Source organism: Paracoccus everestensis, assembly GCF_021491915.1.
GTDB lineage: Bacteria > Pseudomonadota > Alphaproteobacteria > Rhodobacterales > Rhodobacteraceae > Paracoccus > Paracoccus everestensis.
In genome coordinates this window covers 1,422,687-1,437,465 of record NZ_CP090836.1, presented here as the reverse complement: position 1 = coordinate 1,437,465, position 14,779 = coordinate 1,422,687, and the positions used below count along the sequence as shown (strand labels likewise).

Annotated in this window: 14 protein-coding genes and 2 pseudogenes; 7 read left to right on the top strand and 9 right to left on the bottom strand. The window is 64.6% G+C overall.

Translation table 11 applies throughout. From position 1 onward, the window contains the following. Positions 1–32: 32 nt before the first annotated feature. On the bottom strand, positions 33–983 hold the full coding sequence (locus LZ585_RS07110; protein ID WP_234855678.1) for a homocysteine S-methyltransferase family protein: 951 nt from the start codon (positions 981–983) through the stop codon (positions 33–35). A 153-nt stretch (positions 984–1,136) separates the two neighbouring features. On the opposite strand from LZ585_RS07110, the gene LZ585_RS07105 reads away from it, so the two are divergent. Continuing rightward, complete coding sequence (locus LZ585_RS07105; RefSeq protein ID WP_234855677.1) at positions 1,137–1,832, top strand: TetR/AcrR family transcriptional regulator; 696 nt, start codon at positions 1,137–1,139, stop codon at positions 1,830–1,832. 21 nt (positions 1,833–1,853) lie between these two features. Here LZ585_RS07105 and LZ585_RS07100 read toward each other — a convergent pair whose 3' ends face one another. Further along, the gene (locus LZ585_RS07100) at positions 1,854–2,846 is read right to left on the bottom strand and encodes a GlxA family transcriptional regulator (protein WP_234855676.1); all 993 of its coding nucleotides are present in this window, start codon (positions 2,844–2,846) and stop codon (positions 1,854–1,856) included. Between the two features lie 134 nt (positions 2,847–2,980). On the opposite strand from LZ585_RS07100, the gene LZ585_RS07095 reads away from it, so the two are divergent. The 4 genes from LZ585_RS07095 to LZ585_RS07080 all read left to right on the top strand — a co-directional run bounded on the left by LZ585_RS07095 (position 2,981) and on the right by LZ585_RS07080 (position 7,041). Then, positions 2,981–4,054, top strand: coding sequence for a class I SAM-dependent methyltransferase (locus LZ585_RS07095; RefSeq protein ID WP_234855675.1), 1,074 nt, complete (start codon positions 2,981–2,983; stop codon positions 4,052–4,054). Between the two features lie 246 nt (positions 4,055–4,300). Continuing rightward, complete coding sequence (locus LZ585_RS07090) at positions 4,301–4,819, top strand: calcium-binding protein (RefSeq protein WP_234855674.1); 519 nt, start codon at positions 4,301–4,303, stop codon at positions 4,817–4,819. A gap of 88 nt (positions 4,820–4,907) precedes the next feature. Beyond that, on the top strand, positions 4,908–6,641 hold the full coding sequence (locus LZ585_RS07085; protein WP_234855673.1) for a LuxR C-terminal-related transcriptional regulator: 1,734 nt from the start codon (positions 4,908–4,910) through the stop codon (positions 6,639–6,641). Positions 6,642–6,678: 37 nt separating this feature from the next. Next, a complete protein-coding gene (locus tag LZ585_RS07080) occupies positions 6,679–7,041 on the top strand; it encodes a hypothetical protein (protein WP_234855672.1) in 363 nt (120 codons plus the stop codon). Positions 7,042–7,159: 118 nt separating this feature from the next. Here the strand turns inward: LZ585_RS07080 and LZ585_RS07075 are convergent, their stop codons facing one another. Next, on the bottom strand, positions 7,160–8,524 hold the full coding sequence (locus tag LZ585_RS07075) for an amidase (protein WP_234855671.1): 1,365 nt from the start codon (positions 8,522–8,524) through the stop codon (positions 7,160–7,162). A gap of 202 nt (positions 8,525–8,726) precedes the next feature. Here LZ585_RS07075 and LZ585_RS07070 point away from each other — a divergent pair, with 202 nt between their 5' ends. Continuing rightward, positions 8,727–8,921, top strand: coding sequence for a hypothetical protein (locus tag LZ585_RS07070; RefSeq protein WP_234855670.1), 195 nt, complete (start codon positions 8,727–8,729; stop codon positions 8,919–8,921). An 81-nt stretch (positions 8,922–9,002) separates the two neighbouring features. Here the strand turns inward: LZ585_RS07070 and LZ585_RS07065 are convergent, their stop codons facing one another. The 3 genes from LZ585_RS07065 to LZ585_RS14885 form a co-directional block, all read right to left on the bottom strand. Then, complete coding sequence (locus LZ585_RS07065) at positions 9,003–9,557, bottom strand: hypothetical protein (RefSeq protein ID WP_234855669.1); 555 nt, start codon at positions 9,555–9,557, stop codon at positions 9,003–9,005. A 180-nt stretch (positions 9,558–9,737) separates the two neighbouring features. Continuing rightward, entirely contained in the window at positions 9,738–10,211 is a 474-nt protein-coding gene (locus tag LZ585_RS07060) for a cell wall hydrolase (RefSeq protein ID WP_234855668.1), read from the bottom strand. 152 nt (positions 10,212–10,363) lie between these two features. Then, positions 10,364–10,576, bottom strand: a complete 213-nt coding sequence (locus LZ585_RS14885; RefSeq protein WP_315857649.1) for a hypothetical protein — start codon at positions 10,574–10,576, stop codon at positions 10,364–10,366. Positions 10,577–10,670: 94 nt separating this feature from the next. Here LZ585_RS14885 and LZ585_RS07050 point away from each other — a divergent pair. After that, positions 10,671–11,736, top strand: a pseudogene (locus tag LZ585_RS07050) (IS110 family transposase). Positions 11,737–12,048: 312 nt separating this feature from the next. Here LZ585_RS07050 and LZ585_RS07045 read toward each other — a convergent pair. The 3 genes and pseudogenes from LZ585_RS07045 to istA all read right to left on the bottom strand — a co-directional run. Beyond that, positions 12,049–12,177, bottom strand: a pseudogene (locus LZ585_RS07045) (IS5/IS1182 family transposase); the annotation flags it as partial. A gap of 333 nt (positions 12,178–12,510) precedes the next feature. Further along, a complete protein-coding gene (gene istB / locus LZ585_RS07040; protein ID WP_234853208.1) occupies positions 12,511–13,275 on the bottom strand; it encodes an IS21-like element helper ATPase IstB in 765 nt (254 codons plus the stop codon). Then, the gene (gene istA, locus LZ585_RS07035) at positions 13,272–14,768 is read right to left on the bottom strand and encodes an IS21 family transposase (protein ID WP_449301138.1); all 1,497 of its coding nucleotides are present in this window, start codon (positions 14,766–14,768) and stop codon (positions 13,272–13,274) included. Before istA ends, istB begins: the two co-directional genes overlap by 4 nt. Positions 14,769–14,779 lie beyond the last annotated feature (11 nt).

Sequence of the window (14,779 nt, the reverse complement as noted above, 5' to 3'; positions counted from 1 at the left end):
TTGGTGCGAGCCGGCAACACCTGGGTTCGGGTTTAAGCGACCGCGTCCAGGCAGGCGTCGCGGATCGCCTCGACATGGCGGTGGTCTGTCCCGCAGCACCCGCCGACCACGCGCAGGCCGGGATGGCTGCGTTGAAGCGCCCGATAGCGGCGGCCCAGGTCGGCTGGATCGCCTTCGTCCAATGTCTCGGCCTCATCCAGTTCAGCATGGCTGAGCGTCGAGGCATTGGCCCGCAATCCGCCCAACCGCGCGGTCCAGGCTTCGCCCGTGCCGATCGCGCCCTCGAGATGGAGAGGATGGGCGCAGTTGATCATGTAATAGGCAGGCGACCCGCCGGTCGCCTCGTCCACGGACTCAATCGCCTCGCGTAGGCTGGCGCCGCCCACCAGACGTCCGTCGGTTTCCAGCGTGAACGAAATCACATGGGGCAAGCCAAGGGCCGCTGCGGCACGGGCGATGCCGGTCGCCTCGCCGATGGTGTTCATGGTCATGGCCGAAATCATGTCCACGCCGGCGGCGGCCAGGGCTTCAGCCTGGAAGGCGTGATAATCCTCGGCCGCGGACGGATCCATGGTGCCTGCGACATAGCCGTCACCGCGCGGGCCGATCACCCCGTTGATCACGCAGGGCGACACGGCCGATGACCATTCGTCGCGCAGATGCTGCACAAAGCGTACCCCGTCGATATTGACGCGCCTCAGCGCCGCCAGATCATAGCCCAGGCGGGGCGCCCAGTCCGGGCTGGCCCGCCAGGTCGGCGTATCGAGGATGAAGCCGAGGCGGCTTTCCCGGGCAAGGCCCAGGTATCTTTCATAATAGCGCGTCAGCGCGGCCCGCCCTTCGTCGCTGTCGATCAGCGGAAAGGCCGCGAAATGGGGCAGGTCCAGGCCCTCGTGAAAGATCAGGGTCGTTTCCATGCCGCCATCGGTCAGCACAAGGCTGCCGTTCATATGGGCAAGGGTCTTGCGATTTTGCGTCATCATTAACCTCGGAAATGGTATAAGGGAAACACTGCGGGTTGCGGTCCTGGATCGGACACCGGGTTATCCCACGTCCCGTCATGTCCGGGCTAGAACACTTGCAGTCCGGTGAGGCATGGATTTCTATTTTAGCTGGGAAATAACAGAGGGTTGGGCATGTCACCCGTTCCCGAACACCCTTCCGGCGCCAAGGAACCCAAGGCGAAAACCATACCGCCGGTACGGTTCGACGGCATCCAGCCGCGAAAGGGCGAGGCCACGCGCGAACGGATCCTTGCCATCGCCGAGGCCTCGGTCCTGGCCAAGGGATTTGGCGCCACCTCCATCGACGAGGTCATCGCCGAGGCCGGGCTGACCAAGTCGGGCTTCTTCTACCATTTCCGGGACAAGAACGAGTTGGCCCGCGAGATGCTGCGCCGTTACGTGGCCAGCGACGAGGCCGTCTTCGACGCCTCCTTCAACCGCGGCCGCGACCTTGCCGACGATCCGCTGCAAGCCTTCCTGATCGGGCTGAAGCTTTTGGCGGATGTGATGCACGACCTGCCCAGCGGCCATCCCGGCTGCCTGGTGGCAAGCGTCTGTTATCAGGAACGCCTGTTCGACCGCGAGGTTTGCGAGATCAACCGCCAGGCCGTGGAACGCTGGAACACCCGTTTCCTGGGATACCTCCAGGACATCGCCGCCACCACTCCGCCCCGAGAACCGGTCGATCTGGAGGATCTGGCGCATATGCTGTCGGGCGTGCTGGAAGGGGGCATCATCCTGGGCAAGGTGCTGGGCAAGCCCGATGAACTGGAACGCCAGATCCTGACCTTCCGCTTGCTGGTCCGCGCCCTTTTCAGCCGGGCCTGAGGTGTTTGCTGGAATGCGGCGTCAAGCCCGGTACTGCTCGACAGGCTGCGCGAACTGGCGTCGGTACTGGCCGGGAGTGATCCCCGCGATCCGCTGGAACAGGCGACGGAAGGCCGAGGGATCCTCATAGCCGACGGCCCAGGCCACCTGTTCGATCGGTTCGCTCGTGCGCTCCAGCCGGCGCTTGGCCTGCTCTATCCGCAGATGCTGGACATAAGCCTGAGGCGCATAGCCCGTCGCCGCCTGGAAGCGGCGCGAGAAGCCGCGTTCCGACAGGCCCGAGCGGCTGACCATCTCCCGCACGGGAAACGCGACCGAGGCATGGGTGTCGAGCCAGGCTTGCGATGCCTCGACCACCGCGTCGCCATGGCTGCGCGGCGGATCGAAGACCATAAAGGGCGCCAACCCGTCCACATGGCGTTGCAGGGCAAAGACCTTGCAGACCGCTTGCGCCGCAGCCGGCCCGGCCTCGCGACCGATCAGGTACAGAACCAGATCGTGCCAACTGGTCGAGGCGCCGGAACTGACCAGCTCGCCCCTGGATCCGGACACGATCAGGGCGCGGTCGGGATGCACGCGCACGGCCGGATACTGGGCGCTGAACCTGCGCGCGTAAGGCCAGTGGACCGTCGCGTCCACCCCGTCGAAAAGCCCCGTCTCGGCGATCAGGAACAGGCCCGAACAGGCCGAACAGATCGTCGCCCCCGCCCGGTGCCGTTCCGTGATCCATCGGGCAAGGGTGGGATAGCGCCCAGGGACCCAGCCGCTGTCGCGCACGAACAGCGACGGCACGATGATCAGGTCGCAGGGCCGTTCCTTGGCCGCCCCGTGCAGTGGCAGGGTGATGCCGCTGGCAAGCCGCACCGGGCCGTCCGCCTCTCCCAGCAACTCGACCTGAAAGGGGGTATCCGCGGGAATGCCCTCGCTTCCCGAAAGCCAGTCAAGGCTGTTCAGCACGTCGAAGATGCCGCTCAGCGTGGCAAGGCCTGCCTCGGGGATGGCGACGATGCCCACGCGAACCGGCCTTGATCCATCCCCGCCCATCCGCCGCTCCTGACCGATGCGGACCCTTTGTGGCCAGTCTCGCACTCGTTCGCCGACCCGGCAACCGCAATGATGCGGGGGTGTTTTCTGGAAAGGAATGAACCATGGCACTGGACAATCAGATGATCGAAACCGCCCGGCTGGATGACCTGGTCGGCAAGGCTGTCTCGGAACTTGGCGCGGGATATGGTGGCGTGATGATCGCCATCGGCAACAGGCTGGGCCTTTACCGGGCCATGGCGGGCGTGGGGCCGATGACCAGCCACGAGGTCGCGCAGGCCGCCGGCTGCGCGGAACGCTATGTGCGCGAATGGCTGAACGCACAGGCGGCAGGGGGATACGTTGCCTATCATCTCGCCAGCCAGACCTATGAACTGACGCCCGAACAGGCAGCGATCCTGGCCGACGATACCAGCCCGGTCTTCATGCCCGCCATCTGGGAAGTCGTTGCCGCCGCCTGGGCCGATGCGGGGCAGACGGCCCAGGCGATCAGGACCGGCAAGGGCGTGGCCTGGGGCGATCACGATGGTGGCCTGCATTGCGGCGTCGCGGCTTTTTTCCGCAACGGCTATCGCGCCAGCCTGGTGCCGGAATGGCTGCCATCGCTGGAAGGCGTGGTGCCAAGGCTGCAGGCGGGGGCGCGGGTGGCGGATATCGGCTGCGGCCACGGGCATTCGACCCTTCTGATGGCCGAGGCTTTCCCGAACAGCCGCTTTCTGGGCATCGACACCCATCCTGCCTCGATCACTGCCGCGCGCGCCAATGCGCAGCAGGCGGGGCTGTCGGACCGGGTGGAGTTCCTGCTGGCCGATGCAAGGGCGCCGCTGCCAGGGGTCTTCGACCTGATCTGCTTCTTCGACTGCCTGCACGACCTGGGCTATCCGGTCGAGGCGGCGCGCCGCGCGCGCGAGGCACTGGCCCCCGACGGCACGCTGATGCTGGTCGAACCGGCAGCATCGGACCGGGTCGAGGAGAACCTGAACCCGATCGGGCGGATCTATTACACCGGGTCGACCTGGCTGTGCTGCGCCCATGCCATTTCCGAGGAAGGCACGCATGTCCTGGGTGCGCAGGCGGGCGAGGCGCGGCTGGCGCAGGTTTGCCGCGAGGCAGGCTTCTCGCGCATCCGCAAGGCGATCCAGACGCCCTTCAACCTGATCCTGGAGGCGCGGCCCTGACCGCCGCCTGACCAGGGTCCGCCACCTTGCCCCAGCGCCTTGGGGCGGTTGTGCGAGGGGCAGACAGACGTTGCAGGGCTTGGTTTACAGACCAGGCTCTGCAACGTTTGAGGTTACTCTGGCGGCAGCCGTAACTTCCCCTGGAATCAGGGCACAGCGTCTATCACCTGATAGATGCGCCGTCCGAAACACAGACCCATGATCGCCGAGTCGATCTCGACTGCTTGTGCCTTAAGGGAGGACATCATGGCGATCAGATTTGCGGACAACGACGGCGGCGGGCTGACCGGATCAAGCAGCAAGGATCTGCTTTGGGGCGGCGACGGCGATGATATCATCCTCGGCCTGAACGGGGCCGACAACCTTTATGGCGGATATGGCGACGACAGCCTCGACGGAGGTTCGGGTTCCGATTATCTGCGGGGTGAGGCGGGGATGGACAGGCTGCGAGGGGGATCGGGCGCCGATGTGCTGGCGGGCGGATCGAACACCGACTATTTCATCTTCCGCGCCGCAGACGGCACCGCCACCGATACCATCCGGGATTTCAGGGTGGGAGAGGACCAGTTGGTGCTTGGCGACGGGCTGCGGGTCAACGCGAATGCAAGCTTTCGGGCGGATGTCGATTTCGACGGCAGGACCGATACGGTGCTGACCCTGAGCAACGACGCGACCATCGTCCTGCTGGGTGTCAGAGGCAGCCAGAACTGGAGCCTTTCGGGTCCGAACGTCATGACCTTTGGCGAACTTGATCTTCTGGCCTGAGCGGCCCCCGTGGGCCTGACTGCCGATCCCCGCGATTGGTGGTTGAGCGGACCGCCCTGGGGTGTGACACTGTTTTCCAGGAGGGGCCATGGAAAGCAAGGTTCAATCCTGGCAACTGGTCGAGCATCTCTTTGATGCCTCGGTCGGTCCCGAGCGCGTCGATGAACTGATCGCGTCCTGGGATGCGCAGATGGAACAGGGCGGGTTGAACCAGCCCAGCCTTGCGGACTTCGCCGGTCCCGGCTTTGCCCGTCAGATCGCCGGGGTTCTGCAGATCCTCGAGCAACTGCAGGCGGCCGAGTTGCGCCAGGCCAACGACCTGCTGTCATCGATCCTGGGGGCCGCGATGGTGCTGATGGCGGATGGTTCGGTCCTGGCGGCCAACGATGCGGCGCGGCGTCTTTTCTGCCTGGGACCGGGCTGTTCCATCCGCCTGATGCCGGTTGACCCGGACGACCTCGACGCCTTGGAAACCCGTCTGTCCGAAATCGCGGCCGGCACCTTGTCCGAAGATATCCTGCGGCTTCGCCCTGCCGGGTTCGACCATCCGGTCCTGGTGCATCTCAAGGCAATGAAGGGCGAGGGCAGCCGTCGGCGCGTGCTGGCGGTGACAAGCGAACTTGACTGGCCGCAGACCGTCCCGGAGTTTCTGGCCCGCGTCTTCAAGCTGACCCCCGCCGAAACCGAGGTGATGCGCCTGCTGGTCGGCGGCGGCACCGTTGCGGGCATTGCCGCCGCAACCGGCCGGGGCACGGGCACGGTGCGTTCGCAACTTCACGCGGTGCTGCAAAAGACCGGCACCCGCAATCAGGCCGAGTTGATGCGCCTGGCGGTCCTGCTGGTGCAGTCGGTGCCGGCAGGTGCCGAACCGGACCGCGCCCCTGCGATGCCCCTGCCCCATCAGCGATTCTTCAGGATGCCGGACGGTCGGCGCATCGAGGTGATGAGCTTTGGTGACCAAGCGGGACGGCCGGTGATCTGGATGCAATCCACCTATGGGCTGTGGCGGCTGCCGCGTGGCGCCGAGGCGGATCTTGCCCGACGCCGCCTGAGGGTACTGGTGCCCTTCCGCGCAGGCTATTGCGGCAGCGATCCCGCCCCGCCCGGCAGTCACCCCCTGAAGCTTGCCGTTGCCGACCTGCAGAACTTGATGCGCCAGCTTCGCCTTCCATCCGCAGTCGTGGTCGCCCCTGGCGACGACATCCGCATTGCGCTGATGCTGGCCAAGGCTGCACCGGACCGGGTGCGCGCCATCTTTGCCATTGGCGCGGGCTTTCCGATCCTGAACGATGCCCAGTATCGCCGCCTGATCCCGGTGGCCCGGTTCACCCGGACCTGTTCCCGCTACAGCCCGAAGGTGCTGCCTTTCCTGATGCGCAGTATGCGCGGCGTCATCGCCTGCTACGGTCTCGACCGTTATCTGCATGGAATTGTGGCGCGCATCCCGGCCGATGCTCGGGCCATGGCTGATCCCGAGGTCGCGGCAGCCTTTTACGCCGGTGTCGAGAAGCTGTTCTTCACCGAGCCTTGGTCCGAGACCGCCTTCTGCGCCGAGGTGCCGCTGTTCCACGAGGACTGGCCCGACGGCCTGGGCCATGTCGCCTGCCCCGTCACCCTTATCCATGGCCATCAGGACGGCAACGCGCCCTTTGAAACCGCGCTTGAATACTGCGCCATGTATCCCGAATGGCGCTGCGTCGCCTGGCCGGACGAAGGCGAACTTGTGGCTCATGTCCACTGGCCCGAGGTGCTCGATATGGTCGGGCAGGCCTGGGCACCGACGGTGCCGCCCGACCAACGGTCCTGCTTGCCACCCGGCTGAATTGCGGCCCCATGATGCGGCATCCATCACCTGATAGATGATCAAGGCACGGGAATATCCGATCCTGAACGCGTGGCTGGGTGATGCCAGCCATGCCGGATCGGCCTTCAGGCCGGTTGCGGCTTTCCAAGCAATGCCGTTTCAGGCCGGCCCGGTCACGTCATCCGGGCGGCCGCTTTCAAGGATTGTGGTGATGATTGAGCTTTTGATCTCTGCCTGCCTGACCACCGGGCCGGTTTGCAGGGACTTCTCCCTTCTTTTCGATAACCGAGAGGTCTCTCTGATGACCTGCATGATCAGCGGGCAGGCCGTTATCGCCCCCTGGCAGCAGGGCAATCCCGAATGGCAGGTGCAGCGCTGGCTGAGCCGCCACGCCGAGAGGCGCGAAGTGTCGCTCTGACTGGGGCGTCATGGCAGCAGCTTCGGCCATAGGAAAGGGCGTCAGGACATAGCAGGTGGCACGGACCACCAAGTCAGATTGCCCCCGGTCCCCAAAACAGCATCGCCAAGTCCCGGTTTCAGGGGCTTGGCGCACGCTTGATCCAGGTGGTGGCCGCCTCGTATTCGCGTCCCAGGTTCAGGATCGCAGCATCCTGGCCGCGATGGCCGATCAGTTGCAGGCCCATCGGTGTGCCCGCCGGGCCGAACCCTGCCGGCACGCAAAGGGCGGGAAGCCCAGTCAGCGACGCGGGCACCACGACTTCCATCCAGCGGTGATAGCTGTCCATGGCGGTTCCGGCGATCTCGCGCGGCCAGGACCAGTCGGCGTCAAAGGCGAAAAGCTGCGCCGATGGCAGGGCCAGGACATCGACCTCCAACCCGGCGGTGCGGCGGAACCAGTCGGACCGGATGGTGCTGGCCCGGCGGAGATCTGCGGCGGACAAGGCAAGGCCACGCTCGATTTCCCACCGCAGTTCGGGTTTGACCATGTCGGGCAACGTGCGCAGCAGGGCTTCCAGGTTGCCGGCGATGGTCCAGCTGCGCAAGGTGGTCCAGGCCTCCCACAGCGCCTCGGCGGGAAAGGGAGGCTCGATGGCGGTGACATAGTGGCCCATCCCCTCGAACACGCGCATTGCTGTCTCGCAAAGATCAAGGACGCCCGGCTCGGTCGGATAGGCACCGCCCCAGTCAGCCGCCCAGCCGATGCGCAGCTTTCGGCCCGGCGCCTGGGGACTATAGGGACCGCTGGAATGCGGATGGCGCGGATCATGTTCGGACTGGATCGCCAGAAGCAGTTCAAGGTCGCGGATCGACCGCGCCATGGGTCCGTCCGTGGACAGTTGCGCCAGGAACATATCCCCCGGCCCACCGTTCGCCACAAGGCCATAGCTGGGGCGAAATCCGAAGACGTTGTTCCACCCTGCAGGATTGCGCAGCGATCCCATCATGTCGGACCCGTCGGCAAGCGCCACCATGCGGCTGGCCAGGGCCGCACCGGCGCCCCCGCTGGATCCGCCTGCGGAACGCGTGGGGTCATAAGGATTGCGCGTCACGCCATAGACCGGGTTATAGCTGTGCGAGCCAAGTCCGAATTCCGGCGTGTTGGTCTTGCCGATGATCACCGCCCCTGCCCTGCGCAGCCGCGCCACCATCGGGCTGTCGGCGGCCGGAACATGGTCGCGGAAGGCGGGCGAGCCATAGGTGGTGACGATCCCCGCCGTTTCGGCCAGATCCTTGATCGCCATGGGCAGACCCTGCAGCGGACCCGGCAGCGCCCCCTCGGCCTCGGCCAGCAGTGTGTCGCGGTCGCGCAGCGCCACGATGGCGTTGAGCGCCGGATTGGCCTTGTCGATCCGGTCCAGCGTTTCCGCCATCAGTTCCCGGGCGGTGATGGTTCCGGCACGCAGGGCCGCCAGTTGGTGGGTCGCGTCATGATCAATCATGCCGCCATTCATGCCCGGCGGCAGGGCGGGGTCAATACCGTGCCGTCCACGGCGCTTTGGGCCGCGTTCATAACGCCGTACCCAATGATTCACGCGCTGCATTGCTCAGGGTTTGGAGCCGGCGGCGACCCAGACGCGTTGCTGGTCGCGGGGGCGGGGTGATTGCCTTGCTCTGCAACAGGAACCGCCAAGGAGAGATCGGATGGGTCTGTTTGTCATTGCCATGGGCGCTGCGCCGCACATGAAGCTGTCGCGCGGGGGGCGAGAGTTCAGTTCCGTCGAGGCCCCCATGCCCTTCGACAGCCACGATGCGGCCTATGATTATCTGCTGCGACACAATGATGAGGATCCGCTGAAAGGCGTCCGCGCGGAAATCCTCGAGGACTTGTCCTTGTAGGATCCGGGGCTACGTGGGCGGGGCAGTGCGGGCACATCGGCAGCCGGGGGTTCAACAACCCGAGCCTCGGTCGTGCAGCGTTCACGGCAGCCAGATCTCGATGGTGCCCCGGCGCGGCGACGGCCGAAAGAACGTGAAGTCGGACGGGGTTTCCCCCCCTCCTCCGCTCAGGGCCAGGCTGATCTGGGCGGATGCTTCTCGGTCGGCGGCGTGGAAATAGCGTATGCTTTGCCGTTCCACTGCATACCTGACCGGGCGCGTTTCCACCTCGGCGGTGCCCAATGCCCGCAAAAGGCGGACGATTTCCTCGGCACGCTCAAATCCCCCTCGCTCGGGATAGTGGATCACGACGCGGGCCTGGGCTAGGGTCCGGGACGGCTCGGCTTCGGCAACCGCAGCACGGGGCCGGTCCACAGAAGGGCGCTCGACCCGCGAGGCAGGGCGTGATTCAGGTGCTGGTTCGGGTGCCGGTGCTGGTGCGGTTTCGATGGTTCTTCCCGGCAGATGCCGCCAGATCTCCTGCGCCGTTGGAAGATTTCCCTCGATCCGCTGCGCATCTGCCTGTGCTGCCACAAGGCAGACCATCGCGGTCAAGGCCACCAGCCGGGCATTCAGACATCTTCTCCGTTGCGCCATTCTCCAGCCTCGATCTCGTTAAACACACACCTGGCAACATTCATTGGACCAACGGGCGACGCTTTCTGGTCACGCCCCTGCGTTGCAGGGCACGATGATACGCCGATTTTCCCGTGCTTCCACTGGCCAGACCGCCATGCGCGACATTCCGCGCCGGCCTGATCTGTCAAGGCCGTGGCGTCACCGCCCCGTGATCCCTTCGATGGGGGGCAGCGGAAAAGGCTGGCGCACCAGTTCCGGTTTGCGCCGCTCGTAAAAGGCGTTGCCGCCCGTTGTCAGCACATAGTGCATATTGTCGTATTTGGCGCGATAGCTTGCCGTGTGGAAGAACTGGGCATCGCCGATCATGGGATGGCGTTCGCCGCGCAACACCGAAACGGCCGCGCTGCGGATCATCGGGGCCGAACGCGCGTCCATGCGGCGCTTCATCACGCCGCGGGCAAACTGGTTCTTCTGCCCGACGACGCCGCAGACGGACCGGGGATAGCGGCCTGATTCGACGCGGTTCATCACCACGCTGCCCACCGCCACCATCCCGTCCCGGCTGGAGCGGTTGGATTCGAAATACATCGCCCGCTCCATGCATTCGAGTTCCGACGGCCCTCCAAACATTCCACAGCCCGATAGCGCCGCCACGGCGGCAATTGCGGTCATCAAGCTTGCCGCAGCACGGCCAGATCTCATCGGCACGGTCCCCAAATTTGTTTTGCGGCACCTTGGCGCAGGCAAGGGCGGACGGCAAGCCACGCGAGTTGAGGGAATGCCGTGAAGGAAACTTGGTGCAAAAGAGGGCTGACTCCACGTGTTCATGGCCGCGTGAAAATCTGTGTCGCCATGGTGCGGTCCCGAACATTGGCATTGCCCAGCAGGCGCAGGCCCCCTTTCAGACCAAGCGGCGCGGCGGTCGCCTCACCCGCGATCAGGGGGACGCCCATGTCCTTTGTCATGCCTTCCAGCCGCGCGGCCAGGTTTACCGTATCGCCGATCGCGGAGCAGTCGAAGCGGGCGCCGGAACCCATGTTTCGCGGGACGGGCGTTGATGATGTAACCGCCCCCCGACGGCATCTCTGTGCCAAGGTGGGTCTGCGAGGATCCACAAAAAGGGGAGCGGTCATGTCGGAGATTATCACAGTCGGGCTCGATCTTGCGAAGAATGTGTTCCAGGTGCATGGAGCCGACGGCGCAGGCGAGCCGTTCTGCGCAAAAAGATACGGCGAGCGCAGGTGCTCGAGTTTTTCAGCCAGCTGCCCTCCTGCGTCGTGGCGATGGACGCCTGTGGCGGTGCCCATTTTTAGAGCCGCGAGATCGGCAAGCTGGGCCATGACGTGCGGCTGATCCTGCCTGCCTATGTGAAGCCCTTCGTGAAGCGCCAGAAGAACGACATGGCGGATGCGGAGGCGCGTCTCGCGAGGCGGCGATGCGACCCACGATGCGCTTTGTTCCGGTCAAGAGCGAAGAGACCCAGGGCGCGGCAATGGTCTTTCGTGTGCGCGATCTGCTGATCCGGCAGCGCACGCAGGCGATCAACGCGCTGCGCGGCCACCTGACCGAGTTCGGGCAGATCGTGCCCCAGGGAGCGGCCAACGCATCAAAGCTGGTCGCCCTCGTCGAGGATCCGGAGAGTGACCTGCCTGCCGATGCCATCCCCACGCTGAAGGCTTTGATCATGGCGCTCATGCATCTGGAGGCAGAGATCGCCAAATTCGATGCGGAGATCGCCCGTCGCGCTAAGGAGAATGACGTCGCCCGGCGGCTGATGACGGTGCCGGGCATCGGGCCGCTGATTGCTACGGCCATCGCGGTTCTGGCTCCCCCACCCGAGACGTTCCGCAAGGCACGCGACTTTGCCGCCTGGCTTGGTCTGGTGCCACGACAGCATTCGACCGGCGGCAAGCACCGTCTTGGATCGACGACAAAGATGGGCGAACGATCTCTCAGGCGCCTGCTGATCCTTGGCGCCAACAGCGTCATCATCAAGCGCCACGTCCATGCCGCGGCGCGACCCGGCACCTGGCTGGCGGGGATGCTGTCGCGCAAGCCACCGATGCTGGTGCGTGTCGCACTGGCCGACAGTGAGCGGCGAAGCGCCATTGGTTCGAGCGTGCCGCGAACGGCACGCATTGTCTGGGTCCTGATGGCAAAGGGCCAGGACTATCGAGCCCCGGCTGCGACGGCGTAAGCCGCCGCAGATCGCGAGGACGTCGGAGCGTAAGAAGGGCAAGGAGAAGTTTGGCGCAACGGTCGTGAGACGGGATCAGGGGAACCAGCCTGCAACAAAGTGCCATCGAGCTCGCGGCGTTGATGTGGAGCCTGATCCCCGAACACCATACGGACCCTGCGGCATGGATCGCGCCGCTTCAGGAGGCCGGACACATGTCAGCACCCGATGACGCGCCAAGATCAGCTCCAAAAATCCCTCTTGCGCTTGGGGCGGTTACATATGCTGCAGAATTCACCGTTGATGCAGGGTTACCCCTTACCCCCGCTGACCTCATGCCACGCGTTCGATCTCGGCGGTGCCGCGCGCGTTGAAGCGGTTCATGAGCGCGATACGGATGTGAACTTCGGTTGTTTGTCTATCCGGGCTTCGTGAGGCGATGCGCTCGCCGAAGGATTTGAGGTCGAGCAGGTTCAGCGCCACAGGTTCGAGCGAACCTGCGAGGGCATTCTCGCCTCGATCCGACTTCAGACGCGATAGCCGACCTGAACCGCCGCGGGCTTACCGGAGAGTAAACACTCAAAGGATGAACCCTATGTCAAAGCAGAGATACACCCCGCCTATCCGGCTGAACTTCGCGAACGCGGTGTGTCAACGGCGGCGTAAAATCCGGCCACGCGGCGGCGTAAGACCAGGTCAGGTGGCGGTGGCCGGCGCCATGGCGCGCGCGCTTACCAATAGCTAGCGCGTGCCATGGCGCATTGGCCTCTTTGGGCCAAAACGAGCGATCTGATCTCAGGACTTTTGTTGCCGCTTTCGGGCAGTGCTGTTGGCGAGGCGATAGCTCTCGCCGTTCATCTCGAGGATGCTGACGTGGTGTGTCAGCCGGTCGAGCAGTGCGCCGGTGAGGCGCTCGGAGCCGAAGGTCTCGGTCCATTCATCAAAGGGCAGATTGCTGGTGATCAGGGTCGAGCCGCGCTCGTAGCGTTGCGAGATCAGTTCGAACAGCAATTCGGCACCGGTCTTGGACAGCGGCACGAAGCCCAGCTCGTCGATGATGAGCAGCTTGTAACCGGCCATTTGCTTCTGAACGCGAAGCAGGCGGCGCTCGTCGCGGGCCTCCATCATCTCACTGACCAGGCTCGCGGCGGTGGTGAAGCCAACAGAGAGCCCCTTTTGGCAAGCTGCCAGTCCGAGGCCAAGGGCAATGTGCGTCTTGCCCGTGCCACTTGGGCCGAGGGCAATGACGTTCTCGCGATGGTCGATCCATTCACACCGCGCCAGTTCCAGCACCTGCATCTTGTTGAGCTTCGGTATGGCGCTGAAGTCGAAGCTGTCGAGGCTTTTGACAGTGGGGAATTTGGCGGCCTTGATGCGGCGTTCGACCATCCTCCGCTCCCGGTCGATCAACTCCAGCTCAACAAGCCGGGCGAGGTATCGGACATGGTCCATGCCTTCGGCCGCGCATTGCCGGGCCAGCTTCTGATGTTCCCGCAGAAACGTCGGCAGCTTCAGCGCCTTGAGGTGATGGGCGAGCAGGATTTCCGGGACATCGTTCATGCCGCGTCCTCCGCATTGCCTGACAACAGCCGCATGTAGGAACCGGCCTTGGTCTTCTCGACCGTGGCCTTGGGCAGATAGGGATAGCAGTCCAGGTCCAGTCGGGCCGGACGGCGTTCTACACGACAAAGCAGCAGGTGCTTTACGGCGTCAAAGCCAATCGCGCCCATCTGAAGCGCCTGCTTCACCGCGGCATGCAGATCAGCCAGGTCGAAAGTTTCCAGCAACCGCAGGACCTGGACGTATTCGCGTCGGCCATGCCGGTTCATGCGGGCTTCCATCAGACGGCGCAACGTGGCGAATTCCTCGGGAAGCTCCCAGCCGTGCAACGGCGCGGCCTGGTCGAGTGCGTTGATCTTTTGCTCCAGCAGCGGCAGGTAGTGGATCGGATCGAAGATGAATTCTTCGCGGTCCCAGCACCGGGGATGGTGGGCAATGACCTCGCCCCGACAGCCGATCACCACGTCGTGGACATAAGCCCGGATCCAGACATCCTGATGACCATAAGCAACCGGCACCGAGTAGTCGTTGGTCTTGTAGCGCACCAGACACTGGGACGAGACGCGGCCGGTGTCTTGGTCGCAGGCGTCAAAGGGTGACGCAGGCAAGGATCGCATCTCTGCCAGATCGCGTTGCAACCGCTCGCCGATTGTTTCGCTTTCGCCGCGCAGGACATCCTGCTGGCGCTTGCGGCATTGCTCTTCCAGCCAAAGGTTGAACGCCTCCCACGTCGGGAACTCGGGGAGCGGCACCATGAAGTTGCGGCGGCAATAGCCCACCAACCCTTCGACATTCCCCTTGTCGTTCCCTTTGCCAGGACGGCCGTAGCGGTCCCGGATCAGGTAATGCGACAGAAAGCCGCTGAACAGGACGGCCCGCTTACGGGTGCCATCGGGCAGGATCTTCGCCACCAGGCATCTGTCATTGTCATAGACAATCGACTGGGGGACCGCCCCAAAGAAGGCAAAGGCGTGGATATGGCCATCCACCCAAGCCTCGGCCACAGCCGCCGGATAGGCGCGGACGTAACAGGCGTCGCTATGCGGCAGGTCCAGCACGAAGAAATGCGCCTTTTGCTCGACACCGCCAATCCTGACCATCGCCTCGCCGAAGTCGGCCTGCGCATGGCCCGGAGGATGCGCCAGCGGCACGAACACTTCCTGGCCCCGCCGTTCCCGCTCCCGGATGTAATCCTTGATGATCGTGTAGCCGCCGGTGAACTCGCATTCGTCACGCAGCCGGTCGAACACCCGCTTCGCGGTGTGCCGCTGCTTGCGTGGCATGGAGCGATCCGCCTCAAGCCAGCCCTCGATGATCGGGACGAAAGGATCAAGCTTCGGCCGCCTGACCTCGGCCGTCCGCCGGTAGCCCGGCGGCACCGAGAACGTCATCATCTTCGCAACCGTATCACGGGAGATGTTGAAGGCCTTCGCCGCCTGACGCTGGCTCATGCCCGCCGCGCAGGCCTGGCGAACCCTGAGATATAGTTCCACGCTGAAAATCC

Coding starts and splice junctions, on each gene's coding strand:
- LZ585_RS07110 (WP_234855678.1), bottom strand. CDS start 983: ATGATGACGCAAAATCGCAAGACCCTTGCCCATATGAACGGCAGCCTT.
- LZ585_RS07105 (WP_234855677.1), top strand. CDS start 1,137: ATGTCACCCGTTCCCGAACACCCTTCCGGCGCCAAGGAACCCAAGGCG.
- LZ585_RS07095 (WP_234855675.1), top strand. CDS start 2,981: ATGGCACTGGACAATCAGATGATCGAAACCGCCCGGCTGGATGACCTG.
- LZ585_RS07090 (WP_234855674.1), top strand. CDS start 4,301: ATGGCGATCAGATTTGCGGACAACGACGGCGGCGGGCTGACCGGATCA.
- LZ585_RS07085 (WP_234855673.1), top strand. CDS start 4,908: ATGGAAAGCAAGGTTCAATCCTGGCAACTGGTCGAGCATCTCTTTGAT.
- LZ585_RS07080 (WP_234855672.1), top strand. CDS start 6,679: ATGATCAAGGCACGGGAATATCCGATCCTGAACGCGTGGCTGGGTGAT.
- LZ585_RS07075 (WP_234855671.1), bottom strand. CDS start 8,524: ATGATTGATCATGACGCGACCCACCAACTGGCGGCCCTGCGTGCCGGA.
- LZ585_RS07070 (WP_234855670.1), top strand. CDS start 8,727: ATGGGTCTGTTTGTCATTGCCATGGGCGCTGCGCCGCACATGAAGCTG.
- LZ585_RS07065 (WP_234855669.1), bottom strand. CDS start 9,557: ATGGCGCAACGGAGAAGATGTCTGAATGCCCGGCTGGTGGCCTTGACC.
- LZ585_RS07060 (WP_234855668.1), bottom strand. CDS start 10,211: ATGACCGCAATTGCCGCCGTGGCGGCGCTATCGGGCTGTGGAATGTTT.
- LZ585_RS14885 (WP_315857649.1), bottom strand. CDS start 10,576: ATGGGTTCCGGCGCCCGCTTCGACTGCTCCGCGATCGGCGATACGGTA.
- istB (WP_234853208.1), bottom strand. CDS start 13,275: ATGAACGATGTCCCGGAAATCCTGCTCGCCCATCACCTCAAGGCGCTG.